This window comes from Cellulophaga baltica (assembly GCF_900102165.1).
Lineage (GTDB): Bacteria > Bacteroidota > Bacteroidia > Flavobacteriales > Flavobacteriaceae > Cellulophaga > Cellulophaga baltica.
Genome location: NZ_FNBD01000019.1, coordinates 15877 through 42860, shown reverse-complemented (window position 1 = coordinate 42860; position 26984 = coordinate 15877). Strand labels below are relative to the sequence as shown.

Genomic DNA, 26984 nt, shown 5'->3' with positions numbered 1-26984 from the left:
CATAAGGGACTTGCACCCTCTAGATTAATTATTTACCTTTCGGTAAACAAAAGATGCCCATGCTGGGCACACACAATGTATATAAAAAATAGGCGGAACAGTAATAAGTTCAAGGGTTTTGGCTCGGATCAAAGTTTGTGCTTAACCGAAAGTTTAGTGCTTCGAAATCGCCTACTTTTCATATACTTACCGTTGGCGGTAATTAGAACAAAATTATAAATAGAATATAAATGAAATATACCTTTAGCATCTCAATTCTTGTATTTGTCTTCTTCATTTTAAGTTGTGGTGATAAGGACAAAACAAATAGCGAAAGTAAAAAACCAATTGCAGATGACTATTCTGCTAAATTAGACAGCCTAATATTAACTACAAATCCAAGAAAATTTAATGGTATTGTACTAATAACTCAAAATGGAGAAACTAGGTATTCAAAAGAATATGGATTTTCAGATTTTGAAAAGAAAACACCAATTAGCTTAAATGATAATTTCCGAATCCAATCCAACAGTAAGCAGATAACAGCAGCTCTAATCTTAAAGGAGGTTGAATCTGGAAACATAAAATTAGAAAATCCGATTAGAGAGTATTTGCCGGATTTAAATCAGTCTTGGGCGGATACTGTAACTGTAAATCAATTATTGAATATGTCTTCTGGAGTCGTAGGCATAGAAGAGCCTTTAGCCTTTAAAGCCGGTACTGGCTTTCACTATAGTAATCCTGCATATGGCTTGTTAGGAAAAATACTTGAGAAAACAACCGGGAAAAAATATACTGAAATTGCAAACACATTGTTCAAAAAAATTGGAATGAAAAATACCTATTGCTATGTTCCTAACAAAACTAATTCTCAACTTTCAAATGGGTATTGGATTTCGAATGACACCATAGAAGTAGTTGATTTTAAAAACCTAAATTTCTCACAGGAATCTTGGTCGAACTTTGTTCCTGCAGGTGGTATAATTTCTAATGCTCACGACTTAAATATATGGGACACAAAACTGCACAATGGAGAAATTCTGAAACCAGAGACCTATGAATTAATGGTAAATTCGAAGGTTGTTGATTCTGATTATACATTTAGCGATAAAGATTCCAATTACGGTTATGGAGTTAATATAAATGAAAATGAACCCTATAAATATATTGGACACGCAGGAAGAGGGATTGGATTTGTAAATCTCAAATTTTATATGCCAGAGAAGCAATTGGATGTTATAATATTGGAGAATACATATAACAGAGATATTGATATTGTTTATTATTTTGAAAAAGAAATTCGAAAAATAGTATTAAACAGTAGCCTTGTGGAATAATAACTACCGCCAACAATATATATAAAAAATAGGCGAAACATTAATAAAATCAAAAGTTTTGGCTCTTATCAAAGTTTATGCTTAACCGAAAATTTGGTGCTTCAAAATCGCCTACTTTTCATATACTAACCGTTAGCGGTAATCAAAAAAACCACCGAAACAACCGTCAAATTCGGAAATTTTATCATTCTGACTACATAAGTCCTCAATTAGACTAAATTCGTAGAATTCCATCCTACGACCTTTGTATTTCAAATAAACAATAAGAAATATGAATATCGTACTTACAGGTTCTCTAGGGAACATAGGCAAACCGCTCACACAAAAGTTGGTTAAAAACGGACATTCTATTACTGTTATTAGCAGTAAAACGGAAAGACAAAAAGATATTGCTGCATTAGGTGCAAAGGCTGCAATTGGAACAATGGAAGATGTTGATTTTCTTTCGGAAACATTTCAAGGAGCAGACATAGTTTATGTTATGGCTACTCTCGGAAATCAAAGTTTCTTTGACCCGAATATCGACATCGTGGAAGAAATGACACAACTCGGTAAAAACTACAAAACCGCGATAGAGCGAGCAGGCGTAAAAAAGGTAATTGAATTAAGCTCTATTGGTGCTGACAAAGATTCGGGCAATGGCAATCTTATATTCCACTATAATATAGAAAACATTCTTAAACAATTACCAACGGATGTGTCCATTAAAGTAATGCGTCCATCTGGTTTTTACACCAATCTATTGAGGTCAGTCCAAAGCGTAAAAGATAAAGGCGTAATCATCTCAAACTACGGTGGCGACCAAAAAGAACCCTGGGTTTCACCTATGGATATTGCAACTGCCATAGCAGAGGAAATGGAAAGCCCTTTTGGAGGAAGAACAGTTAGATATATTGCAAGCGATGAAATCTCACCAAACGAAATAGCAGAAGCTTTAGGAAATGCCATAGGAAAACCAGAATTGAAATGGCAGTCAATAACGGACGAACAAATGCTCGATGGTATGATGTCTACAGGAATGAATGCACAAGCTGCCAAAGGACTTGTGGAAATGCAAGCAGTACAGGGAGATGGTACATTATATGAAGACTACAACCAAAACAAACCAATATTGGGTAAAGTAAAATTGGCAGATTTTGCTAAAGAATTTGCGTTGGCATATATGCATTGATAGGGAAAAATATGCCAACGGGAAAATTTATCAGCGAAGAACAAAACCCAAAGATCGGAGAATGTCCTTGGTGAAAATATTTAATAAAGATTTTATAAATTTATACTATGAAAAAAGCAGAAAATACTTTTCGAAAATTTGACTCTCTATCAGCTTTTCATAGAATGCTGGGTTTACCAAAGCCCTTGCACCCATTGATAAGTTTTATTGATATTAAAGATATAAAAATCGTAGAAGAAGATTTAGGCTATTCATTTATTCTTAATTTTTACAAAATCTCATATAAGTCCAATCTTTGCGGTCAAGCAAAATATGGGCAAAACTATTATGATTTTGGAGAAGGTGGCTTGGTATATACAGCACCTAATCAAATATTTGAAGCTCATAATGTTGAGAGTACAGGCTATTTATTGCTTATTCATCCAGATTTTTTCTTGACCTATCCATTAGTAATTAAAATAAAGCAATATGGTTTTTTCTCTTATGCAACTAACGAAGCATTGCATATATCTGACAAAGAAAAGGACACGATATTTTCAATCTTTAAAATAATTGATGATGAATTACAAAGCAGAATTGATGATTTTAGCCAAGATATTATAATCTCACAACTCGAATTATTGTTGAATTACAGTAACCGATTTTACAAGCGTCAATTCCTAACAAGAAAGGCGGTACATAATGATTTACTACAGAAGTTGGAAACGCTTTTAGATGATTGTTTCAATGATGAAAAAACGGTTGTGGAAGGAATACCTTCTGTTCAATACCTTTCGGAGCATTTAAATATGTCTTCAAGTTATTTAAGTGATATGTTACGTACACTTACAGGGCAAAATGCACAGCAACACATTCATAACAGACTTATTGAGAAAGCCAAGGAAAAACTATCTACAACAGAACTTTCCATTAGTGAAATTGCCTATAAATTAGGATTTGAGCATTCGCAATCTTTTAGTAAACTTTTTAAGAAAAAGACAAACTTGTCACCAATGGAATTTAGACAATCCTTTAACTAAATGCAGAGCTTTGTAGAGAATTTTACGGATACTCAATTAAAATAAAAATCATTGAAAATGGAAAACAAAATTAGACCTTTATCATATTCAGATAAAAATACCGCAAGCCAATTTAAAGACTTAAAAGCAGGACACGTAGCAATTCGGACTACAGAATATGATGCTATTATAAAATGGTATAAAGATAAACTTGACTTCAGATTAATTCGTGAATGGGAAGTTGGCGAAATTCAACTCGCATTCATTGCACCACCAAATGACAATAATTTTCTGATAGAAATTCTTGGTGTAAAAGGTATTAAGGCTAATGATTACAAGGATTTGCAAATAGGTTACGACCATTTATGTTTTAATGTAGAAAATTTGGAGTTAACTTTGAAAGAGCTAAGTGAAAGAAATGTAATACCTGTGCGCTGTTTTAAAGTTCCAGCTATCGGAAAAAGTGTTGCATTTTTTTCTGACCCTTTTGGAAATACAATTGAACTTAGCGAAGATATTATATAGCTTTTTCACACAGAAATATACGTAGAAAGGACTACCGCTAACAAAGAACTGAGGTAAAAAAACAAGTAAATTCTTCCTTAATCTGAGACACTATTATTCTAGGCTCATAAATTCAAAAAACAGATTCTTGAGCTTTTTTTATTCGGTTTATTCCCTATTTATTTAGGTAATACAGAAACATAAGCTTCATCATAGGGTCTGCCAGATTTTGCGATAGCAAAGGACTGTTTAAGTAGTTTGTTAGCAACTGCTATCAGTGCCAGTTTCTTGCTCTTCCCTTTGTTCACGATTCGCTCATATACCTCTCTGCATGCCTTGTTGTGTTTACAGGCATTGAAAGAACATAGAAACAATAGATTACGAAGCTTTCTATTACCGACCTTACTTATTCTCGCTCGACCTCTTACGCTGCTCCCCGACTCTCGTATCGTTGGCGTTATACCTACATAACTACAAAGCTGTGATGCCGTTTCAAACTTACTGAAACCATCAGTGACCACTATTAGGAACAATGCGGTCTTTTGCCCTATACCAGGTATTGACGTCAACAAGGTCAATTGCTCTTGTTGGTCCTCTTTCACTAATGATAGAATCTTTGATTCGATTGCCGTTACTTCTTTATTGAGCTGCTTCTTGTTGCGTATCAACGAACGATAAACAAACTTTGAGGGTATACCTAAAACCGCTTCCCCATGTATTTTGTTCTTGGTTGCCGTTCGTTGTTTTAAATAGGCATCCAATAACCGGAACAACTGTAGACACTCACTCTGGGTATCCGTCAAAGCATTGTAAATAGGAACCTCGTTGATCAGGGCATATTCACATATAGCCTTGGCATCGCTTTTGTCCGTTTTCACCTTTGCCAGTTTCATTTGAATGAACCGCTTTATAGATAATGGGTTTACTACTGAAACTACTACTTCATTTTTGTAAAGAAACTGTGCAAGTCTGTAATGATAATAACCGGTAGCTTCCATAACGACCAATGAACTTTTGGGTAATTCCTTAAGGAATTTCTTAAATCCAATTTCATCATTCTTATACTGGTCATGACCTTGGTTACTACCATGTACATCAAAGACATCTTTACTGATGTCAACTCCAAAAGTTTCTTTATATTTATTCATAAGAAATGTTTTATGAAAGAACTAGCTACTTCTGCTCACAACAACTTGAAAACGAGATCTAAAGTCTCACAGAACTGAACGTGATTTAAGTAGTAAAAGAGAGAGGATTATCAATGTTGTCGAAGTCTAAAGCTTCACCGTGTATACTAACCTTAATTCTCTCTTTTGTTCTTTCTAGTTATAGCAACAATTTACTAAGAATCAAACTTAATTTGTATATAGCAAATAGGGCGTTTATTGGTTTAGGCAAGTTCAATGCTATTTACAAAAACCGCCAAATCGTTGATTTGGCTTTTAAGAATGAATAAATTAAAACAAAATACAACGCTTTGGCTCAGTGCAAACCTGAAAGTTTATCGCTTTCTACTGCCCTACTTGCCATATTCTAAACGTTGTGTGAACCATGTCCCATAATGAACATACTTTAGAGAATTGGAAATTAACAAAAGATATTTTTTTCTTACAAAAACTGACATAGTTACAAACCTGGTTTTTTGAAATTATAAAATAAGCATATAAAATTATGGATCACGTAGACAAAAAAATAATACAACTACTGTCAAAGGGTTATATAACCCCAGAAATTTCAACTCATTTTATTGAAAAAAATATTACACCTAGTTCTGTATCATCTGTAGAGAAAAGAATAAAAGCCATAAAAAAAGCTCATGGAGCAAAAACACTTTTCCATTTAGCTGCAATTCTATATAGTAAAAAATAAAAGTAAAAGAGATAACTATACAACTCTCAATGATAAAAGTAACTGCAGGAATAATAGAATCCGAGAATAAAATACTAATTGCCCGAAGAAAAGAAGGTAAACTCCTCGAAGGTTTATGGGAATTTCCTGGTGGTAATATTGAAATAGGAGAAACACCTGAATTTTGTCTTAAGAGAGAACTTTAGGAAGAATTAGGTGTAGATGTGATGGTTGGTAAATTCTTTATGGAGAACATCTGTAAATATGCCGAAAAAACGGTACAATTAAAATCTTATAAATGTAAAATTGTATCAGGAGACATTGCTTTTAAAGATCATGATAAAATGAAATGGGTGGCAATCTCAAATATAAGTAATTTCAAGTTTGCACCAGCAGATATACTGTTTGAAACCGCCCTAGTAAGCGAAGATAAATTTAATAGAAAGGTATGAAAAAATATCTAGCAAGACATAGAGCCAGGTTAAGTAATAATGATTTTAATAAGAGTATTATTTAAAAGTTAATTATTTCACTAATCAACAATACTTATTGTACCTCATCAGCTCTCAAGTACTGTAAAACATGAATATTAAAACTCTGTATTGGAAAGTAACCTTTTACTATCACTTATTACTGCATAAACAGCATATAGAATCTTCTAAAGTTTCTGCTAATTAATGATCCATTGCAATAGTAATAGTGGTTAGCGTAAATCAATTTAATTCTAAATCGATAAAACCAATAGTACTGCAACACCTTTGACTACTTCGAACTCATACCTATTTTAATTATGGAATAAGTCCGAAATTATCTTTAAACCATCTTGATGTATAAGACGGTTCTCCATTTTAAACAGAACAGTCGTTAATTTATTTTAATATTCGTATACATATTTCTAAGAATACTTGCTACACTTTTAACGGCTAAAAAGCTTGTTTTTGGGTTAGCTAGACTTGGTTTATTCTCGGTACGGGTGTATATTTTTCCAAAATCGCCCTCACAAGTTATCTCATGCATGTTGCTAGTCGCATTAGGATCAGCAACTATTTCTATTCTTAAATTTTCACATTTAGACGCAAAATAGATACTTGCTGCAACGTTTATATTTTTAGGAAATAAACTTACGGCCTCACTTACTTCACCTTCCCAAATAGTCTGACTAGTTTTAATAGAAGCCAAGTTAATCTCTGAATTGTCAAAAAACGGTGCTCCTTCTAAACTTTTAGGATGTTTTGTTGTCTTTAATTTAATGGACGTAATATCATCATTAACTGCTTTTATCGCATCCAATCCGGCAATTGCACCTATTGGTAGTATCACCTCACAGTTTTTCAGCTTTTTCAAAACTGCTTTATTCTGGTATAGCCCGCCCGTACTAATAAGAATTAGTTTCAGACCTGTACGATCTATTTCATCAAATTTTAATAATTGCGATACCACTTCTTTCGTTGCACATTCAATAATAATATCAACATCATTTATCAATTCTGGCGTAACTTCTTTTCTGAATTTTACAGGTTCAATTTTAAAATCAATACATTCTTTATCAATTTCTTTTCTAGCCACCACATATCTCAATTCAAAAGAAGGTTCATTACAAATCCATTCTGCTAGATATTTACCTATATTTCCAAAACCTATTATCGCTATTTTCACTTGGTTAATTTTATTGTTTGAGTAAAATAATTACTTAAATATATAACAAAGTTTTCAATTCAAAATCTAGCAACTTAACGCTTTGAAAATGAGATAATCATACGGGGTTCGTTTGGTAAGTCCACTCCATGATGAGGGGAAGCTATATACTGCCTTTATAATTCCCACTTGAACAATTAGTGCGCGATGCAGTATACTTGATGCTGAAAACTGGTCTTATTTTAAAAATTAAGTTTTAGATTCTTAATCTTAAAGTGTATGCATTATAATGACGTTAAAGAACTATATACTGCTTAAGTTTGATTCTCTTTAAATTGATTGTATAATCAGAAAGAACAAAAGAGAGAATTAAGGTTATTATTTACAGTGAAGCTTAGAAGTACTTAAAAATAACTTAGACTACCTCCTATTCATCCTTTATATTCCTTATCATTCTAAGAACAATACCACCACCTAAACTAATTTTCCTTTTTATCATTTGTTAAATAGATTCTCTAAAATGTTTAAGACTTTTGTTCTGTACATTATTCTTTAGGATAGCTATTAAAATTATTTTCGGCGCACCCTAAAAAAGAATAATCTAAAATCTCATTATTAATTTCAATACACTATGATAAAAATTAAAACACCTCTTTTTTTGCTGTTATTTACGGTTCTTCTTGTGGCCTGTAATTCTAAAAAAAGTACAGATCATACCGCTGTTAAAGCGGAAACTAAAGCATTAAAAAAAATCTTATTTGTAGTTACCAGCCATAGCGAAAAAGGCGCTACTGGAGAAAAAACAGGGTATTATTTAGGTGAAGTTTCTCACCCTTGGGATGTATTACATACAGCTGGCTACGAAATAGATTTCGTAAGTCCTAAAGGTGGAAAAGCACCTGTAGACGCATTTGATATGAATGATTCTATCAATAAGAAATTTTGGGATAACAATACCTATCGCAACAAAATTGAAAATACTAAAAAACCAAGTGACGTACATCCAGAAGACTATGTCGCCATTCATTATGCCGGTGGTCATGGTGCCATGTGGGATTTTGCAGACAATACGGAAATAGCAGAAATCGCAAAGCAGATTTATGAAAATAACGGTGTTGTAAGTGCCGTATGTCATGGTCCTGCAGGCCTAGTAAATATAAAACTCAGCAATGGGTCGTATCTTGTAGCTGGTAAAAAGGTAAATGCTTTCACCAATGAAGAAGAAGTAAAAGTGCATCTAGAAGATATAGTTCCTTTTTTACTAGAAGATCGATTAATATCTCACGGCGCTATTTTTGAAAAGTCGGCTCCTTTTCAAACGCATGTGGTTACGGACCAACGATTAGTAACGGGTCAAAATCCGCAATCTGCACATAGTGTTGGAGAGGCTACCTTAAATGAATTACAGAGACTAACCAAAAGTGATCAATAAATGAGTGGAGAAAAAAACTTGGCAGCGCTATTAAAATCGATGAAACCTAAACATAATATAGGCGAATTTGTTTTTTGTAAGACAACACATTTGGAGCAAATAAATTTGAGCCAAATCATAATGACTTTTAAAGAAGAAGAGAGCACTACTATTATAGCTAAAAAGGAAGTCGCAGACCAACTAAATTTAGACTATTCTTATATTGCGTCTTGGATTACACTTACGGTTCATTCATCTTTAGAAGCCGTAGGTTTAACCGCCGCATTTTCAAATGCACTAGCTAAAAACGGAATAAGTTGTAATGTGGTTGCAGCGTATTACCATGATCATATTTTTGTGGATACAAAAGATACCAAAAAGGCTATGGAAATTCTGAATAAATTTTCAGAATAAAATTTGTACGATATGTAATGTTACTATTCAATTGATAGCTAGGGCTTTGCGCTGTACAACGGTTACTAATTAGTCGATAAATAAAGATTAAAAAACCAAAATGAGTTATACTGTGTACCTACAAAAATTTGAAAATGGAGATTCCGCTAGTATTCCATATGATGAACTAGAAAAAGTAATAACTAGATATGGAAAAATTGAAATGGGACACTCTGAATTGGAATTTGTTTCCAATGTTGGAGAAATGTTTGAAGATGCAACTTTCACTGGAAATTTAGAAGATGAAATAAGCGGAATATGTTTTAATAGACCCACTCTAAATGATAAATTTCCTTTACTGGTATTTGACTTACTAAAAATAAAAAACACCTGCTTTTTTGGAACAGATATGGAATTCGTGAATTCAAGATATGAAATGACAAATCATTATCCAGAATCACTTACTGAAAATCTACCTGAAGAACCAAAAATTATTTCTCAAGCCATGGAAAATTGGCTATTGAAATAAAACAAGTTTTACCAACTAAGAACTGAACCAAAAGCAAAGAATTTTTTCTTTAATTAACCCTGTGTGGGTTCTCCCAAAGTTGCTGTAAATCATTTTTTTATGATACAGAGACTTTATAATACAGCACTTTCATTAAATTCTTATTTTTTTTAACTTCTGCGGTTTTCCACATGATTTTAAATGACATTTTGTATTATATTAGCAATGTAGTAATCCCCCATAAAATTGATTGTAGTATTTGGAACCCCTAATTTATATTTAGCGTTAATTACACATGAACATTAATACGAATTTTAAAGAAATGTATCGCTAAGTAAACTCTCAGGCCATATGTAAGAATTTGCCTGATGCCATGTTCAAGGTGTATTTAATATATAATGATTTATATTAAACATTTGTTAAATATAAAAAAGTTGTGTGTAATTTGAATAATATGATAAATGACGGACTATATATATTAACAAATAGCCTTTGTAATACTCACTTGGGATTGGCAGTGGATAGTCTATATAGATCGCGAACAGAAGATAGGAGACGTAAAAGTCCTATTTCAACAATCACACACAGTTACTTTAGTCTTGAATCAGCTATTAACTTCTTAGGCTATGAAATATTCTTTAATGAGGACTCAACAAAGTATATTCCTGATATTGAAAGAGATTTTCCCCTTAAAAGAATGTTGAAAGGTTGAATTCAAACCTTCCCTGTTTAGACAAGCTAGACTATTTGTTATCCGTAACTAAGACTGTACTTCCCCAAAAATTGAAGAATAAATTAAAAGAATTGAACAATTTAAGAAATTGGCTTTGCCACGGATTCTCATATAAAACGACGTTGTTGCTTGAACCCAAGGAAGGAGAAGAAAATACATATAATGAGATTGACTCTGAAGATAATATTGATTGGTTAAAAAAATTTCCAAACACAAAATTCAGCCCAATAAAAGAGCTTAATTCAAAAGACGGAGAGAAAGCTCTAATAATTGTCTTGGAAATTTTAATAATTTTGGCGGAAGCCTTAAACCAACCATTTCACATAGTTTCTTATTATGGAGAGAATCCTATACATAATACTATCTATAAAGACACCAATATTGAGGATATTATAAATCCAAAGAATACTTTACCCAATAAAGCCTAAACGGTATTGAAACACAATTTAATTATATGTGAATACAATTTCCTAAAAACATGCACTAAGAGTTTCAAATAAGAGAAGATGGATTTAGCGAAATAAGAAAAGGGACAATTATAAAAACCAATGCCATCAAGAACAACACATTCCAACCATTTTCTACCTTATCTGCTTATGGTACAAGTCCGCCAAATAGTACTCTAAAAAATCTATGATTTCAGCATCGGTTTTTGCATTGCGGTACATGAGGTACACTTTATTAATATGCTTGTTTTTAAACCTATTTAAACGGATGCTATTAATTTCTTTCATAATATCCCAAGCGCGCATCCCCTTAAGCATTGTTCGATGATTTTCAAACCGATCATTCACCACTTTTATATTCGCCTTAAATTCGGCCGTTTTTTTAATTTTAGTGTCATTATTTTCTGCATTTAAACGCAAAAATTCTTTCTCTAACTGGTAATCTATAGCTTCTGCATCTTTTATTAATTTAGTATAGGCGCTGAGCACATACTCCGTATACTGTAGTTGGAATTTTTTAAAATCATCTACAGATTTTAAATAAGCAATGGCACTTTCTTTAAACACCTCTTCTCTTTTTCCAATAGCTTTTACCATTACCTCAGCCAAACCTTGTAGTTCCAGATTTTTATCATCTGGGAGGGTTCCAAATTTACTACTTTTGGTTAATTGCAATATGGTATCTGCAATAGTCTCCGCATAAGCTACATACTTGTACTTTTTATAATTCAAGGTAAGTATACTGTCTTTAGCCCTGCGCTTCCGGTCTTTTTTCTTCCAATTTATTTTAGGTTTTTTTACATCAAAAGAATAGTTATAAGCTAGGGTTGCCGTAAACTCTTTTAAGCCAGAAACAGAAGGCGTGCTTCTAAACAACTGAATGGCATTGAGACTCAAATTATGCTTTTCTAAATAGACGTACGAAACTCCTCCTCTTAGGTTTGTGGTCTTTATAGCTCCACTTGTATTTTTTGCGGTATTATACGAAGAGGATAGGACCGATTTTAATTCATTATTAAAAAAACCTTTTTTTACACTTATGGTGGGGCCCCAAGTAATGGCATCTTCTAATCCTATGGTATTGTAAGTACCATGAATTGCCGGTGTAATGTTTAGATGTAATTCCTTGATCCCATAGGTATACGCGGTAGAAAAATTATGAAAAACAGAAGCATCTCCTACTCGAACCACACCTCCTTGTGCGTTTGATATATCACTCACATTATAGTTCAGGTTTAGATTTTCATTTTTTGTTCTGGTACTCGATAAAATATAATTAATGTTAAGATTGGCATTCTGCGATACCTGTTTATAGTTTAAGGTATCTACGACATTATCTAAAAGATTGGCATCATTAATATCCTCAAACTGGTTGCTCCTTACATTGGTATAGGTACTAAAATTAGAATAAGAACCTGTTAAGGACAAGCGTTCAGAAGGAGTGTATGTAGCATTAATGGCGCCTACAAACCTACTCGTTGGATTGGCCTTTTGGTCTTCCAAATCATCTCTTTGGTACCCTACATTAAAACTCAAATTAACTTTATGATTAAAAAGAGGGCGAGAGAGATTAAGGGTGATATTTTCAAAATCATTATTAAAAAAATAGGCCCCTAGGGTTTCATATCCGGGAGCTACACACTCATAATCTATTCCTAAAGTAGCCTCATACACACTATATTTTACCCCTAATTTATAAGCATTGTAATACTCCGTAGAGGCTCTGTTATTAAATAATTTACGCAGCACGCCTTTGTTAGATTCTGAAGTTTCTTGCGCTCTTAGATCTTGTGTAAGGATGGTAGTGGCATAGGTTGCATTTAGTTCTAAATCTTTGCTTAACGCTACACGCCCTTCTACGTCTAGTACTAAATTTTCTTTAGGAAAAACCCCTTCCTCATCTGGGTTTATCGCAATAGAATTTTGGTTGTCTATGGCATAAAAAGTTGAAACCCCAACGGTATAGGCATTTTGCTCATAAACCGTTTTAAAACCATAACCCATTCTTTGGTAACTGGCTTGTGTACGCTCATCTTCCGTAGGAGCTATCCCTTTAATAAGGCGGCCATACATGGCTTTAAAGCTAATTGCCTTGGTGGGTTGCATTTCTACCCCTGCACCCGAAAACTGGTGTCCGCTTAAGGTGTACGGAGAAAAGCTCATATTCACATCTCCCACGTGTGCCGTTACCCATTTATATTTTGGGTGAAGACTTAACCTATTAAAATTAAATGGCAACTGATACCCTAATTGCGCTCCTTGATTGGAGTAGTTATAACTTATGGGAATAGAAAAATTGTAATAACTAATATTCAGGTTCCCTTGTGCAAAATACGTAAATGGCGCTCTATTATTTCTTTGGTTGCTACTATAAAATACAGAACTTGCAGAAATACCTCCTCCTATTTTAAAAGGGGAAGATTTTCCGAACGTTTCTAAATCTACACTTTGTGAACATACAAAGGCAGGAAGTAGTATAACAACTAAAAACAATAGGTTTTTCAACAAAAAGAGGTCTTTGGTTTAAGATGATGCTTAGGTTTCTTTTGGGGGAATTTGTGGTTTCACTATCAGCCATTTTTCAATAGCTTTCCTGTGCGCTACATAAGTGTTTACTTCTTTGGAAGAGATCCTACAAAAGTCTCTCTTCCCTTCTTTCCTATTCCGGAGTATATTCGGTTGCTACAAAACCATCGGTTAATTGCTTGTCTGTATTTATGTTTATGTCATCAAAACCCACACTTAGTTTTGTATTTCCTAAATAGGGAACTACAATAAAGCCCCTACCAGAAAAGCTACCATTGCCGCCAGATACTTCTTTAACCGTAACCTCAAAATCACCAGCAGTAAAAACATCATCTACCTTAAGCTCTTGTAAAAGTTCTTGGTTTGTGATGATAATTTCTGGAGGTATCCCACAATTATATTCACTTGCTGTTTCATGAGAAGGTGTGGTAAATGTATGAATGGCGGAATAGCTGTATCCGCCATTTTGCATACATTGCCCACCAACTCTATACTCATACGTGGTTGCTTTCTCTAAAAAGAAAAGCTCTTTTGTTGTTTCTACCAGTTCTGACTCAAACCAAACGCCATTGTTGGCATTACCAGCTTCTGCTTTTCTAAATTGCACTTGGTAGCTTAAGTGATTAGGATTGGTTTGCCATGTAATTTTCTCGGACGTAGTACCTTCAGATTTTGCTAAAATATATTGAGGAGCTTCACACTGCCCCGTATAAGAGAAGTAAAATATTTCACTATACCCATCATTTTTGAAGACGGCAGCTTTGCTAATACCATCACTAACAACAGCACGCACACGCCAGCCATAATTTTTACCTTCCAACAAGCTTGTTTCTCCAGGACCATAGAGTAAGGTATTGGCAAAACTGGTAGTTTGGTATAATACCGGACTTGCTAAAAAGGCGGTCTGAGGATCTACCTGTGTGTCCCAAAGTTCTCGGAGTTCAAAAGCATACTCCACTCCCGTCGCATTTACATGTCTAGGCGTCCATTGAAAAATAATATTCTGTAATTCTTTGGCGGGTACTTGTGCTCCCCGCTGCGGTAAGTTTAAAAAAGGAGGATCATTAAGAAACAGATATACCGGATAGCATTTTTTCACAGATAGTGGCCTGCCTGTTGCCCAATCAAAAACCTCAAAACAAAACTGGTATAAACCACTGGGTAAAGGTTTGTTGTATTCATTAAGTGTAATACCTTCTAGATTCTGAAAATCAAAATAAGGTCGTAAATCTAAATTAGACAAACGTAAGGGTACCCCGCCAGTAATTTGTATGGGAGCAGTATTTTGCACGTAATTTCTAGATTGTATCCGTACGCTATTTCCAGAGATTGAAAAACGCAACCTTACCTGCAAATCAGATTCATTTACATCGGTTAAAAGCAAGTTTAGCAATAACTTTTCACTCGTAGTGGTGCTATAATGGGATAGCTTTAAACTGTATGGGGGCACTAGTTGTGGTGCTACTTGTACCGGGAATAATTGTGCCGATAAAACGGAACCATGAAAGAGTATAAGTATCCATAGTACTGGTCTTAAAAATTTAGGCATAAATGCGCTCCATCTGCTTGCCTGACAAGGTATTAATTTACGTATCGTCATCTTATATTTTCTGAATTTTGATATCGGTTAGGATGTAAGAGTTGAGACCATCTTTGACATATTCTTTTATTTTTATCGCTCCCTTTCTACCATCAGCTGTTTGAAATAACACCACTCTAGGTACTATAGCAGCTGTGAAATGCAGAGCACCTCCATTCGTTTCCGTTAGGTGTAAATTATGCAGCAGTACATCAGTGGTAATCGCATCAAATTCTGATACTGATAATGTGCTTGCACACATACATTGCTCTTGAGAATTTATAATACGGGTATGCTGTGCATTTTCAAGTACCGGAAAGGTTGTACTACTCAGGTCATCTGGAGCAACAAATTTGTTAAAGGAAAAATCTTCTCCTAAACCAAAAAACACCAGATCTATTGCGTTTCCTTCTACCGTATTTCTGCTTTCTTTTGTGTATACTTCTCTGGTTGTGGCAGAGAAAAATGCCCCAATCGTATTGCTATGATGGGCAGTATTAATTCCGAATTTTACATCGGTAAACGTTCTAAGATTGGTATTGGCAACCAGGGCTATGGTTTTAGAAATAGCTTTGGTCTCTTTTCCGTTAGACACTGTTAGCGTTATGGTCTGGGTACCCTCTTTCGTAAACGTAACACTGGGGTTTTCTTCTGTACTGGTGGATGGCGTGGCATTGGTGAAGCTCCACTGGTAGGTTAACACTCCCTTGCTAGAATTACGCATCACCAAGCTTACGGGAACTTGAAGATCGTCGTCTTGAAAAGCTACGTCCCAATCAAAAGCGACATCCAATCCTTCGGCAACCGTTATTATTTTTTCTAGTTCATGCGTTTCTCTGCCCTTCCCTACGACCAAGTTAATACGATGCGCTCCTGGAGTTGTAAAAAGCACCACCCCCGGTTGTTCTTGGGTACTTGTTGCTGGCGTACCACCTTCAAAAGTCCACGAATAGCTTGTAGCGCCTTGGGTTTTATTATACATAAAGACCGAAGCAGGGGCAAAATTATTGGTCTCAATTTCGGTATCAAAATCTACGACAACCGCAGCATCTAAGGTAAAGGTGATTTCTTTCTGTGCTATTTCACCATCTTTATTAGACCCCTCTAACCGAATGGTATAGGTGCCTAATTTAGAATAGACTAAAGTTCCCGGATTTTTACTAGTACTAGTCTCATGGTCTGCCCCACTAAACGTCCAAGAGTAGGCATCTGCCCCAAATGTTTGGTTTAAAACTTTAACTTTTACAGGTACAGAGTAGTCATCATCTACAATGCTTATACTAAAATCTAAGCTTATAGGCACCGCCTGTTCCTTGGAACAGCTCGCACAAAAAAAGCAAACTATTAATACGCAAAAACAATAAAAAGCGGTGTGTTTTAGGATGCTCATATTATTTTATAATAATTTTTCTTATTTCACTACCCTTTGCCGTTTCTAACAATAAAACATAGGTTCCTGAAGCCAGCGTAACCCCATAAGCCAATTCAAAACTAGCTTCCGCTTTTTCTTGACGTTCATGTACCAATCCTTGAGAAGCCATATTAAATATTTTTAATGAAATAGGACTAGCTTCTGTTAGGTTAATGCTTACGGAAAAATCTCCGTTAGAGGGATTGGGGAAAATTTTAAAATCTTGGATAAAAGGGGTTTCTGCGTCTCCGATATCTGGGATATCTGCAGCCTCGCCAATACGTATGGTTTTCATATACTCTAAAAAGCAAGTACCTTGATTGGTACGGAGTATGATGTCATAGGCGCCGGGGGCATCAAAAAGAAGAATAACATTCTCTTTGGTTTCGGCAATAATTTGAGCCTCAGGCGGAAAAAACCATTCCACCGTATCTCCTAAAGGTTCACTAATATTCACTAGTGCCAATTCTTCACCAGCAAAAGCCTGAGTGCTCACAATAAAATGTGCATCTATTGGAGTGTCTGTTGTTGAAATAGTGATACTATCTCCCCCATTGCAACCAAGCAGTGTGGTAAGAACCACCGTATAGGTTCCTGCTTCTGTAACTTCAATAGTGGAAGATGTACTGGTAAAACCGGTATCTGAAGTCCATACATACGTAGTACCCTCACTATGATAGGTGGCATCTAATACTATACTTTGTCCGCCGCACAGCAACCTATCTTCTCCTAAGTTTATTAAATCAAGACTAGGGTTTGCTAAATTGATCTCTACTGTTTTTGAACATAAGTTAGCATCAGTAACGGTAATGGTATAGTCTCCTGCCGTTAAATTATTGGCATAAAAACCAGAATGATTTGTAATGGGTGTTCCCTCTTTAAGCCAGCTGTAGGTGTATTCTTCTAGTCCGCCACTAATTCCTAAAGATATTACCCCGTCCGCACCATTGTTACACACAGGAGCATTTTGTTCTAAAATAGCTATATCCAGAACATTTGGAGCCTCAATACGCACTTGGCTGGTAGCCTGACACCCTTTTGCATCAGTTACAAAAAGAAGATAGTTGCCTTTTTCTAGATTTTCAATCTTAGGATCTGTAGCACCATTAGACCACTTTAGGGTATAGTTACCTGTACCACCAGTAATGTTAGCTTCTGCCCAACCTTCTGTACCATCAGAACATTTTAAATCTCCTTTGGTAAATGTAATTACTAAAGGTTCTGGGTCTAGTAAATCGTGAACCACATCAGTTTCAGTATCCAAACTATTGTTTACATAGTTACCGATGAGAATACCGTTAGCATCTCTAATATTCACCGAATAACGAGCCGCTGTTGCATTGCTTAGAATACTATCTTTTTCTTCCAGAAGCTCTTGAAAAACGCCATTTTCATCCTCTTTTTTCCAAGTATAATAATAGGGTAAACCATTGTTTTCTAACATATTTAATTGTACCCCACCTGTACCGTGAGCCACCAATTCTCCATCGCCCACAGGATTATTAAATTCATTGAAACTATTACAAGAAACAGGATTTATTTCTTCTAGCGTTAACAATAACTTATCTGGTTGCGTAATTGAAAAATCTCCTTCAGCAAAACAAGTTGCTTTTTGTGTTGCTTGGGTGTGATTGAAATCTGTAACTGTTAAGGTATACGTACCTTCTCCGATAGTATTTAAAGTAACAGTTTGACTTTCTTCAACGTCATCAAAAGGTGTACTAGAAACTGTTGTAACTACAACTCCAGTATTTTTATTCTTCCATTCTACCGTATAAGGGGCTGTACCCCCAGTAACAACAGCAGTAATACGACCGTCTGTAAAACCAAAAGCTTTAGCGTCATTACTCATCGCTGTTCTATCAGTAGTAACCGCTAAAAATTCTAAGGCAAGTACGCTTGTAGGTTCTTCAATTAATTGTTCTAAAATTAAATCTTTATCTTGGTCGGGAGTATCATTACCATCCGTATCAGGTACTAGTTCTTTAGCAACACACTCATTACCATCTCTAACTTTTATGCTGTAGGTATTTGCTGGTAAATCTGTAATCGTATGAGATTTGCCGTTGGTAAAAGGAATCCAAGTGCCATCTGAACCGTCATCGTTAACAATGGAAAATTGATACCCCGTTTCTGAACCACCATCTGCTTCAATTGTAATTGTGCCATCTGCACCATCTTTACAATATACCTCTGTAAATCTTGTTATTTTTGAGGTAACAAAATCTGGTTCATAAATTTTAAAATCGATAGTATGTTTCGCCCCGTCTGCAAAAAGACCAGAACCTCCGAGAAACTGAATCCTAAAATTCTCAGGGTTGCTACCTCTAAGACCTGTAATCGTTAGTTTATTATTTATGATATCCTTAGAAGTGATTGAAAAACCAGGAATTACAGCCTCATACAAAGGTTCACTGCTCGTAATATCATTAATTTGTTTTGATAAGTCTACTACCTCTATAGCTAAGGACTCTTTGTTCCCTAAATTTTTATTAAACTGTAAGGTTACGGTACCGTTATTGGCGCCATAACAAGTAACAGGAGTTGTAGTATAGTTGATTATTTTAGGAGCCGAAGGAAGTATGTCATAACCGACTATCTTACCCTGAAAATCATCATTACAAGGTTTAATTCTAAAATAAATATACTTGCCAATAGATGAATTTGGTAGAATTGCATTTGCGGTAAATTTTAAAGTAGCAGGAGTCGTAGGTCTAGGTACATCTGTCCACAAATTTGAGGTTGGTTGGATTGATGGTCCAGAAACCACTTGATATTGCCAATTATAGAATGATGAATCTAAATTAGGCGTCGCGTTAATGGTAATAGGATCATCATAGCCCAACTGTGTTTTTATAGGGTCATTGAGTACATCAACACTATTTGATATTTTATAATCAAATTTTAATTCATTATAGATTGTTCTAAGACCCCCAATAATAGGTGGTTGTCTCACATATTTAGTATAAGTTTTTAGAGAGCAATCATTATAATTAAAAATTGGGATTGGATACGAGAATTGTGCTGTGAATGATGGTGGATAATAAGAACAGAACCCACCATTATCAACATTTGTCAGGTGAGTAAATTGTTCTACTTTAATTTCTCTAATCTTTTTTCCAGGGAAATTATAGGTAGAATCAGGAACTGTACTTATAAATGGGCCTGATTCAAAATCTTTATAAAAAATAACATCTGAGGTACCATCCTCAAAAGAAACCGTAAGTTTTACATAGTTCTCACAAACGCCACCTCCATCACTTTCAAAACTAAAATCGGAAATCTCAATCCTAGAATTCTGGGCATTTAGAACAGAACTGCCTATAATAAACAATAAAAAAAATAGCTTTTTCATAACTTAATAATTTACTTCTAAGGTCTCTAAGTGGCCATAACTACCATCTTCAAACACGGGACGTATTTGATAGATATACTTGTTACTCGGAGAGATATTTTTATCTATAATTTCTGTAAGAGCAGCGGGCAATTGTTTCCATGTAGTTGGTTTACCATCTTTTTTAGATTTAAAAATCACTAACTCTTTAATCCTATCAGGTAATTTTCGCCAGTATAACCTAATCGTATTATGATCCCTATCTACTACCGCATTCAAGTTTTTTATAACCTCATCTTCCGTATTAGAAGCTGTTTTTATGGTGATGGTAGGAGAATCTTCAGAGCTAAGACCACTTTCATCTATTGCTTTTATGGCATAGGCATATTTGGTAGCTGCAGTAAGCTTAGTGTCTTTGAAATGGGTAATCGTATCTTTTGTTTCAAATACCAATTCCCAAATACCAGAAGCTTTTGTGCTTTTTCTAAAGAGTTGGTGTTTCGCTACATCGGTACAACTACTGCTGATCCAAGAAAGGGAAACACCTGTATGTAACACCTTAAAATTTTTAAAGACAGGCGCTGATGGGGGAATGATATCTGGCTTCTTAAGTTCTAATACTTCTGAATATGCAGAGGTATTAAACCGGCGATCTACTGCTACTACCGTATAGTATACATCAGTATTTAAAGAATTTAACTGTACCGTATCTATAAATTGATTGGTCTGTAAAGGATCTATAGTAATCTGCGCATAGGTTTCATCCTTAAGGTTACCTCTAAAAATACGGTAGCCTAAAATATCTTTTTCCATATTCGGTTCCCATGAAATTATAGCGACCCCTAAGCTATCTACAACACCCCTTAAGCCTGTTGGCTTTGCTGGTGCTATAGAATCTATAAGCTGTACTAGCGCAGAGAATGAGGCGGTCTCTGTACTGCCTTTGCCTATGGCTATTACTTTGATGTAATTTACACTAAAGGGGGCCGCTATTTCTCCTGTTCTAGTTTGGGGGGAGATTCCATCTTTTAGAATTTTATAAGTACCATTGTCTTTACTTGCTGCTCTTATTTCAAAAGTTGCTACTTCATTTTCTTTTTCTTTTGGAAAATCCCAATAGATTTTGGCTCCAGTGCCCACCAATAATTCATGATTGATAATAAATGGGGTCGCTGATAATGCTTTTTGTCCTTGACCTACAATCGCCTTAGAAGGTTTTCCTTCTTCTCCAAAAGGAGAAATCCCTGATACCCTATAATGGTATTGCTTATTGTTTTGTGCTAGCGTATCAATATAATACATTCGTTTTGTTGGCGAATGCTCTGTATTGTTAAGGTTTACCAAAGGCAAATCTCCCAAACGTTTGTACTGTGTACCATCTTCTGAGCGTTCGATATAGTAGGTAGCATAAATACTTTTAAACAGTTCATATTCCCAAGTAAGGATGACCTCTTTATCTTTAAAAACACCTGCCAAATCTATGGGTACGGGCAAGGCGTCTGTTTCAGAAGCATCTATATAAACTACGCCTTCTTTTACAACCGCCAAATCCGATGGAATCCCAGTATTTATCCGATATAAATATCCTTCATTATTTTTTACAGACGAATCTTCAAAACCTAAACCGGCTAATTTTGCAGCTTCAAAATTCATATCTGCGGCAAACAACGCAAAAGAGAAACGTTCTTCCAATTGTTTTACTTTATTCACAACCGCCATTAACTGCCCCTCTTCTGAACCTATTTCAAAATCGTCTCCATAAATGGCTTGTGCAAGAATGGCTGCATTATCATTTGCTAAGGCAAGGCCTTCCCAGGATGCTAAGGGAGCTGGTTTAAGTATATGTGTTGCTACTTGCTTTTTTTCAGGCGTGTCTAATCGCTTTCCATTTCTATAGACTGTAAAGCGCTCTAACGTATAGCCATAGGTATTGGCTCTTTGCCAAACCACAGCATCTGTAGGCGCCCAACGCACCAAAATTTTATTTTGTTGCGCTCTTGCAATGACCTGAATAGTTGGCGTTGCAATACTATCTTGTTGCTGAGCAAAACAAAACATGACAGTGAAAAAGAAGCTTATAACTAGTAATACTCTCATTTAGTTTTTAAAATTTTGGGATTGGTGTAATTTGTAATTAAGCGTACTTACTCTTTTGTATAGGTTGCTCTAAAAATGAACGTATCATTTTCAAAGCTGCCGGATCATTTTAGTTTACTATCTTTTTTAGACATTTGTTACTCTAGATTTAGTGGGTTTTTAAAGTTTACTGTGGCGGAACTTCCTAGTCTATTACCAGGTAGGATATATTGTATTTTAATACCATAAGATCCTTTTGGCATAAATTTATAGGCTGTATCTAAAATGGAAGCTTCCGGTGCGTGTCTAGAAATTTTTCCATTTACAAAAGCGTTTAATACTTTAGTTTTGATAGTGACATAATCTAGTTTATAGAGCTCTGGCAAATTGTAACGGTATGGAAAATGTGTCTTTGTCCAACCCTTATCTACACCATACGAAATGCTGGTAACGTAATTTGAAAATAAAGGCAAAGCCTTTTTGGGAGGAAGGCCATAAGGCGCTTCAGGGCGTTCTATTTTATAAGCCCCTGAACTATATTTTTGATAGAGTATAGGATTAATATCTTTTGTAAAATAACTGTCGCGCAAATCAGACTCTGCTACCACCATTGGTTGATGACCCGTATAAACCGTACCCACCAATTCTGCCGTTTCAAAAGCTTCATGATGATCTATGGTATTGTATAGGTAAACCACATCATTCGCAATTTTACCCCAAGCATAATTAGCAACCTTTATAGCTTGTATTTTTTTAGCAAATGTATTGTAAGCACTACTCTTAAAATTATATGTAATACGCTCAATTACTCCCTCTTTAGAAACAGATTGCGCTTGGTTTTCGGTTATGACTACTGTGTTCTGATTCCCTAGAGCTGTATCTTTCTGACTTGTTCCTGTCGCTATAGCCTCTTTCGTAGTTTTAGGCGTACTAAAAATAGATAAGGTATATGCTGCCGAATTATCTAAAATGGGCAAGGTATAATTAAGTGTATTGCTTCCGGAATGATAAGAAAATGACGTCTTTACCGCTGTGCCTTGTTCATCTGTTAACGCTAATTCACTTTTCCATTGTGTATCATCAAACAGGTAATCCTGGCCTTGTTTTAATTGTATATACCCTTTCGCATACTCTTTTGGATAGTAATATTGTTGGTCGATAACAGGATATGAGTATACAATGTTTTTTAAAGGAATATAGGCTGGTGCTTCTCCTGTGATAAAAGAACGTTCTTCGGTTTCAATCGCAGGAACACCATCGATCATTACCACCTGATACACACCATTAATTCGCTCTTTAAAGCCAACCGTTACGCTCACCTTTAATTTTGTTGCCGGAGGTAAAATATCTACGGGCACAAAAGTTAGTGTACTGTTATTTTCTCCCCATTCTAGGGCTCCAGAAATAAGGGTGTTATTTTCATCTGCAATTTTGAACCCTTCTAAGGTTATTTTGTAAATGTGGTCACCATCTACTTCAGGAATGGTTAGAGCTTTTTCTACCTCCATATTAAATGCTACTTGTGGTGTAGCAAATACATCTGCTTTGGTCTCCCCATCTCTTGGCGTTAGATCGCTTATTATTTTTAAGCCTCCTAACGGCGGGCTATTCTCAAACTCGCACTCTTCACCTATAGTTACTTTAAAATTAAACTCTCCTTTCACTAATCCTCCTAACAAATCATAATGTCCGCCAACATAGCCACGCATCCATACCGGATTTGGTGCTTTTGTTTGCAAGAGTACTGCGGCCGCAGCATTGATTATCGGGATTCGTTTTTTAACAGAAAAGAGATTTACGTTTATTCCTAATTCTCCTTGTAGATACGCAAACGCTTGTCCGTTTGCATACCAGCCATTTATACCTACTTGGTCTCCTGTATTTACGCATTTGGCTTCACCAAAATCTTTTAGCATGATATCAAACCCTAAACCGGCATTAAAACTGGCATAGAACATCAAGAATTCCATATTACCTGTAGAAACAGAAAAATCACTCCCAAAGGCAAAACCTTTACCACCTCGTAAGGCATTTTCATCTCTTGCATACTGTAAGGTCTCTGCATCTACTCCTAAAATTTCGGCAACGATTGGTGGTGGCGGCGGACTTTCGGGAATGTTGTCTCCTAACATAAAGTAACTTCTAGCTTTTGCAGAGAGTTCCCCTACCCCAAGTTTTAAACCAAGTCTATCTGTTGGTGTTCCCATATGCACATACCACTCCTCTTCTGAAGAATGAAAAACACCCCAACCAGCTCTTCCACCAGAACTTTCTCCTTGCAAAATTTCTCCTTCTACATTCACATAAAGATCCATAGTGGCATGAAATGATTTATTTATAAAATCATACTCCATTCCCATTTTAGCAGTAATCCCTGCTTCACCAACTATTTCAGTTTCATATTCGGTATCTGCTTTTTCTAAAAATGTTTTTCCGAGCCTACTATCCTTCACCCCGTTAACTACTTTGGTGTCGGCCATTTTATTGAGCTTTTCTGATAATTTTGCGACGGGATTAGGGAAATTAAAAGCTTTCATCATTTGTGCTTCCCCGTAAAATCCTAGGCTATTGACGCCCCCTTTTGTATTAAATTCTATTTCAAAACCAGCACCAATGCTTATTGCATTTTCATCTGGAATGCCCCCAAAAACCATAGCTTTTATTCCCAAATCTGCTTCCTTATTAGGGATATAAGAAAGGCCGGAAGGAGAAAAATCTGGATCACCATTGGCTTCTCTGCTCATTTTATAAAAAGCGCCACCCGCAAAACCAGATAGCTGTACGGGGCCTGCCTGTAATTTAAGTCCGTGCACCGCAGCATCTACATACCAATAGTTGAATTCTTTTTTTCCAAAAATTGCTTTACACGTAATAGGGCCAAAAGTGCTAAATGTCCCTTCTATTTCCCCAGAAAAACCATTGCCATATATGGGATCATCAATCATAAGGGCTACCCCTCCTTGTATTTGAACAGCTCCTAAATTAGCATCAATAACTATTTCAGAAAGATCAAAACTGTCATAATTCCATTGCTGTACATACTCTTCTTCGCTATAATTTGCTATAATTGCCAACCTAGCATCTGCAGCAAATCCTTTAGCTTCTTTATCCATAAGATTTACTTTTAGATCAAAAGCTAAGCTTGCCTCAACTTCATCTGCGGAGAAAACAATAGCGGCTATAGAAACAGGGAAATTGGCCAGTTTTACTTCATCCGTATACCCAAAATAATCTACGGTTAGAACAGGAGCTTCCGTTTGAACCACAAGATTTTGGAAGTCAATACCCTTAAAATTTAATACACTAGAATCTTTAGCTACTTGCCCCTCGTTCTCTAAACTATTTTTCTGATTTGCAGAAATTGCCATGCGACCATTAAATACGGCTTTGGGCCTAAAACTATCATCAACAACCTTCATTTCTATAAAAGAATCTGGTAGTAATTGCGCTTTAGCCTGCCACACATCAAAATTCAACATATCTGATGTAGCTACACGCACCAAGTATTCTTCTTCACTAATAAGGCCTTCATAAGCGATCCCTATTTTCTTACTAGCATCTTTCGGCCTTTTCTTGCTTTTATCTTTAGCTGTATTTTTTGATGTGGATATGGGTAATAACAGTTGTCCATCAAAAGCAGCACTGGTAATTCTATTGGTAATAATTTCTAAAGCGATATGATCTACGGAATAGGCCCAAGCTTTTTTATCACTTGTTCTTCCGTTATCCATAGCAATAACATCAGTTGCAGAAAACAACCCAGATACTCCATTATTATCAATAATCATGTTGGTAGCACCAAAACTTACACGCTCTTGATTTTCAATACTTTCGGTAGTTTTAAATACTTTTGGCAAGGATACTTCTAATGATGTTACATATATACCGCGCCACGTATTTACATTAGGCAGTAACAGTCCTTGGTCATGATAATGTTCTGGAAAGGCAATATCGGGGGTTCTAAGATCGCTAAAATCTAGTTCGGCTTGGCTTAAGTTAAACACGAACTTGTTGGGATGTTTAGCCAAGACAAAAGGCTGAAGTTCTATAGAGGTTATAATATCATTCCACCCAGAAGCAACGATAGAAAATTTCCCCGTAACCCTATTGGGTACCTCCGCAGAAGTTTCATCTAAGCGCTTTATAGTTTTTGTTTTCGGTAATAATTCTCCTAATTCTGTAACCGGCAAAATTAAGTTTCTAGAAAACTGAATTTCTGCCGTAAGTCCCATTTCTTTAACCCCACTACAATCTATAGTTACATAACTTAGGCCTTCTATTGCTCCAGATTCCCTATCAAAACCTCCTTTAAGTTCTAACAGCCAATTTCCTGCATTGAACGGAATTTGAATATCTCCGAGTAGTACTAAATTACCATCACCAAAAATGCCGCCATTATGAGAGAGCTTTATATGGTTTGCACCAAAAAATAGTTCTACAGGCTCTCCGTTTTCATCTGTTTGCGGAAGTATAGCTCTTACAAAAACAGTTAGTTCCGTATACTCTTTCTGTATCGTAGCTTTGGCTATTCCTATAGCATATTCTACCTCATTTACGGTGCTTTTAATCCCTACTGGCAGTGACATAATTGTAGCACCAGAAATGATATTTACCCAAGCATCTTTTGCTTCAATTTCTTTTAATACCGCAGCTGCTGTCTTCCTATTATTTTTTACAAGGGTAGGTACAGGAAATTCTTTTTTAATATTCTGAAAAGAAAAAATAGCTTCTAAATTCAAATTAGCTTCTAAGGCTATTGTATTCTGCTTTGGTAGGGTATCTCCTAAAACAAAGGTTACCGGCACATGTAGCTTTCCAAAGCTAGCGAGCGGAAAAATGAATAAGATGACTAACAAAAAAATAGATTTGGATCTTTTTTTGTACTTCATAAGTTATGGATTAACTAATAATGATTAAAAAGGATTGGATGTAATTCACCTCCTAAAGGGTGACGAACATTTTTTCTAAGCAGTGCATACGATGACTACTATTTTACAAAGCATTATAGAGTAACAGGAACAAAAGCATGCAAAAAACAGCTTCTAACTTGTCTAAATTGGGTAGTTCCATTTATACTTGTTTTTACAATTATCTG

19 protein-coding genes are annotated in these 26984 nt (G+C 35.5%); 11 read left to right on the top strand and 8 right to left on the bottom strand.

The window, feature by feature from the left end; translation table 11 throughout:
- Positions 1–230: 230 nt before the first annotated feature.
- The 4 genes from BLQ19_RS19700 (at position 231) to BLQ19_RS19685 (ending at position 4010) form a co-directional block, all read left to right on the top strand.
- Entirely contained in the window at positions 231–1316 is a 1086-nt protein-coding gene (locus BLQ19_RS19700; protein WP_074539483.1) for a serine hydrolase domain-containing protein, read from the top strand.
- 271 nt (positions 1317–1587) lie between these two features.
- Positions 1588–2487 carry an NmrA family NAD(P)-binding protein gene (locus BLQ19_RS19695; RefSeq protein ID WP_074539482.1) on the top strand — a complete coding sequence of 300 codons (900 nt, stop codon included), beginning with the start codon at positions 1588–1590 and terminating at the stop codon, positions 2485–2487.
- 107 nt (positions 2488–2594) lie between these two features.
- Positions 2595–3506, top strand: coding sequence for a helix-turn-helix domain-containing protein (locus BLQ19_RS19690; RefSeq protein ID WP_074539481.1), 912 nt, complete (start codon positions 2595–2597; stop codon positions 3504–3506).
- Between the two features lie 57 nt (positions 3507–3563).
- On the top strand, positions 3564–4010 hold the full coding sequence (locus BLQ19_RS19685; protein ID WP_074539480.1) for a VOC family protein: 447 nt from the start codon (positions 3564–3566) through the stop codon (positions 4008–4010).
- A 158-nt stretch (positions 4011–4168) separates the two neighbouring features.
- On the opposite strand, the gene BLQ19_RS19680 is transcribed toward BLQ19_RS19685, so the two are convergent.
- Positions 4169–5137 carry a transposase gene (locus BLQ19_RS19680; protein WP_074539479.1) on the bottom strand — a complete coding sequence of 323 codons (969 nt, stop codon included), beginning with the start codon at positions 5135–5137 and terminating at the stop codon, positions 4169–4171.
- Positions 5138–5660: 523 nt separating this feature from the next.
- Between BLQ19_RS19680 and BLQ19_RS19675 the strand changes: the two genes are divergently transcribed.
- From BLQ19_RS19675 to BLQ19_RS20960, 3 genes are read left to right on the top strand one after another with little or no spacing between them, the layout of a single operon-like run.
- Positions 5661–5858, top strand: coding sequence for a hypothetical protein (locus BLQ19_RS19675; RefSeq protein ID WP_029446159.1), 198 nt, complete (start codon positions 5661–5663; stop codon positions 5856–5858).
- Positions 5859–5887: 29 nt separating this feature from the next.
- On the top strand, positions 5888–6043 hold the full coding sequence (locus tag BLQ19_RS20965) for an NUDIX domain-containing protein (RefSeq protein ID WP_083332310.1): 156 nt from the start codon (positions 5888–5890) through the stop codon (positions 6041–6043).
- A gap of 39 nt (positions 6044–6082) precedes the next feature.
- Positions 6083–6289 (top strand): NUDIX hydrolase, encoded by a 207-nt coding sequence (locus BLQ19_RS20960; protein ID WP_139150296.1) that lies wholly within the window; start codon positions 6083–6085, stop codon positions 6287–6289.
- 412 nt (positions 6290–6701) lie between these two features.
- Here BLQ19_RS20960 and BLQ19_RS19665 read toward each other — a convergent pair whose 3' ends face one another.
- On the bottom strand, positions 6702–7493 hold the full coding sequence (locus tag BLQ19_RS19665; protein WP_074539478.1) for an aspartate dehydrogenase domain-containing protein: 792 nt from the start codon (positions 7491–7493) through the stop codon (positions 6702–6704).
- Positions 7494–8103: 610 nt separating this feature from the next.
- Here BLQ19_RS19665 and BLQ19_RS19660 point away from each other — a divergent pair.
- The 4 genes from BLQ19_RS19660 (at position 8104) to BLQ19_RS19640 (ending at position 10945) form a co-directional block, all read left to right on the top strand.
- Complete coding sequence (locus BLQ19_RS19660; RefSeq protein ID WP_083332308.1) at positions 8104–8904, top strand: type 1 glutamine amidotransferase domain-containing protein; 801 nt, start codon at positions 8104–8106, stop codon at positions 8902–8904.
- Positions 8905–9297, top strand: coding sequence for an ACT domain-containing protein (locus tag BLQ19_RS19655; RefSeq protein WP_074539477.1), 393 nt, complete (start codon positions 8905–8907; stop codon positions 9295–9297).
- Positions 9298–9397: 100 nt separating this feature from the next.
- Positions 9398–9805 carry a hypothetical protein gene (locus tag BLQ19_RS19650; protein WP_074539476.1) on the top strand — a complete coding sequence of 136 codons (408 nt, stop codon included), beginning with the start codon at positions 9398–9400 and terminating at the stop codon, positions 9803–9805.
- A 762-nt stretch (positions 9806–10567) separates the two neighbouring features.
- Complete coding sequence (locus BLQ19_RS19640) at positions 10568–10945, top strand: hypothetical protein (RefSeq protein ID WP_139150295.1); 378 nt, start codon at positions 10568–10570, stop codon at positions 10943–10945.
- 153 nt (positions 10946–11098) lie between these two features.
- Here BLQ19_RS19640 and BLQ19_RS19635 read toward each other — a convergent pair whose 3' ends face one another.
- From BLQ19_RS19635 to BLQ19_RS19610, 6 genes are all read right to left on the bottom strand, one after another.
- Positions 11099–13468 (bottom strand): TonB-dependent receptor, encoded by a 2370-nt coding sequence (locus BLQ19_RS19635; protein WP_074539473.1) that lies wholly within the window; start codon positions 13466–13468, stop codon positions 11099–11101.
- Between the two features lie 154 nt (positions 13469–13622).
- Positions 13623–15089, bottom strand: a complete 1467-nt coding sequence (locus BLQ19_RS19630; protein ID WP_074539472.1) for a fibronectin type III domain-containing protein — start codon at positions 15087–15089, stop codon at positions 13623–13625.
- A gap of 1 nt (position 15090) precedes the next feature.
- Entirely contained in the window at positions 15091–16371 is a 1281-nt protein-coding gene (locus BLQ19_RS19625) for a PKD domain-containing protein (protein ID WP_254788458.1), read from the bottom strand.
- A gap of 88 nt (positions 16372–16459) precedes the next feature.
- Positions 16460–19834 (bottom strand): T9SS type A sorting domain-containing protein, encoded by a 3375-nt coding sequence (locus BLQ19_RS19620; protein WP_074539470.1) that lies wholly within the window; start codon positions 19832–19834, stop codon positions 16460–16462.
- A gap of 3 nt (positions 19835–19837) precedes the next feature.
- Complete coding sequence (locus BLQ19_RS19615) at positions 19838–21910, bottom strand: fibronectin type III domain-containing protein (protein WP_074539469.1); 2073 nt, start codon at positions 21908–21910, stop codon at positions 19838–19840.
- Between the two features lie 137 nt (positions 21911–22047).
- A complete protein-coding gene (locus tag BLQ19_RS19610) occupies positions 22048–26778 on the bottom strand; it encodes a hypothetical protein (protein WP_074539468.1) in 4731 nt (1576 codons plus the stop codon).
- Positions 26779–26984 lie beyond the last annotated feature (206 nt).

Coding starts and splice junctions, on each gene's coding strand:
- BLQ19_RS19655 (WP_074539477.1), top strand. CDS start 8,905: ATGAGTGGAGAAAAAAACTTGGCAGCGCTATTAAAATCGATGAAACCT.
- BLQ19_RS19680 (WP_074539479.1), bottom strand. CDS start 5,137: ATGAATAAATATAAAGAAACTTTTGGAGTTGACATCAGTAAAGATGTC.
- BLQ19_RS20965 (WP_083332310.1), top strand. CDS start 5,888: ATGATAAAAGTAACTGCAGGAATAATAGAATCCGAGAATAAAATACTA.
- BLQ19_RS19695 (WP_074539482.1), top strand. CDS start 1,588: ATGAATATCGTACTTACAGGTTCTCTAGGGAACATAGGCAAACCGCTC.
- BLQ19_RS19610 (WP_074539468.1), bottom strand. CDS start 26,778: ATGAAGTACAAAAAAAGATCCAAATCTATTTTTTTGTTAGTCATCTTA.
- BLQ19_RS19700 (WP_074539483.1), top strand. CDS start 231: ATGAAATATACCTTTAGCATCTCAATTCTTGTATTTGTCTTCTTCATT.
- BLQ19_RS19620 (WP_074539470.1), bottom strand. CDS start 19,834: ATGAAAAAGCTATTTTTTTTATTGTTTATTATAGGCAGTTCTGTTCTA.
- BLQ19_RS19615 (WP_074539469.1), bottom strand. CDS start 21,910: ATGAGAGTATTACTAGTTATAAGCTTCTTTTTCACTGTCATGTTTTGT.
- BLQ19_RS19630 (WP_074539472.1), bottom strand. CDS start 15,089: ATGACGATACGTAAATTAATACCTTGTCAGGCAAGCAGATGGAGCGCA.
- BLQ19_RS19675 (WP_029446159.1), top strand. CDS start 5,661: ATGGATCACGTAGACAAAAAAATAATACAACTACTGTCAAAGGGTTAT.
- BLQ19_RS19660 (WP_083332308.1), top strand. CDS start 8,104: ATGATAAAAATTAAAACACCTCTTTTTTTGCTGTTATTTACGGTTCTT.
- BLQ19_RS20960 (WP_139150296.1), top strand. CDS start 6,083: ATGGAGAACATCTGTAAATATGCCGAAAAAACGGTACAATTAAAATCT.
- BLQ19_RS19685 (WP_074539480.1), top strand. CDS start 3,564: ATGGAAAACAAAATTAGACCTTTATCATATTCAGATAAAAATACCGCA.
- BLQ19_RS19690 (WP_074539481.1), top strand. CDS start 2,595: ATGAAAAAAGCAGAAAATACTTTTCGAAAATTTGACTCTCTATCAGCT.
- BLQ19_RS19650 (WP_074539476.1), top strand. CDS start 9,398: ATGAGTTATACTGTGTACCTACAAAAATTTGAAAATGGAGATTCCGCT.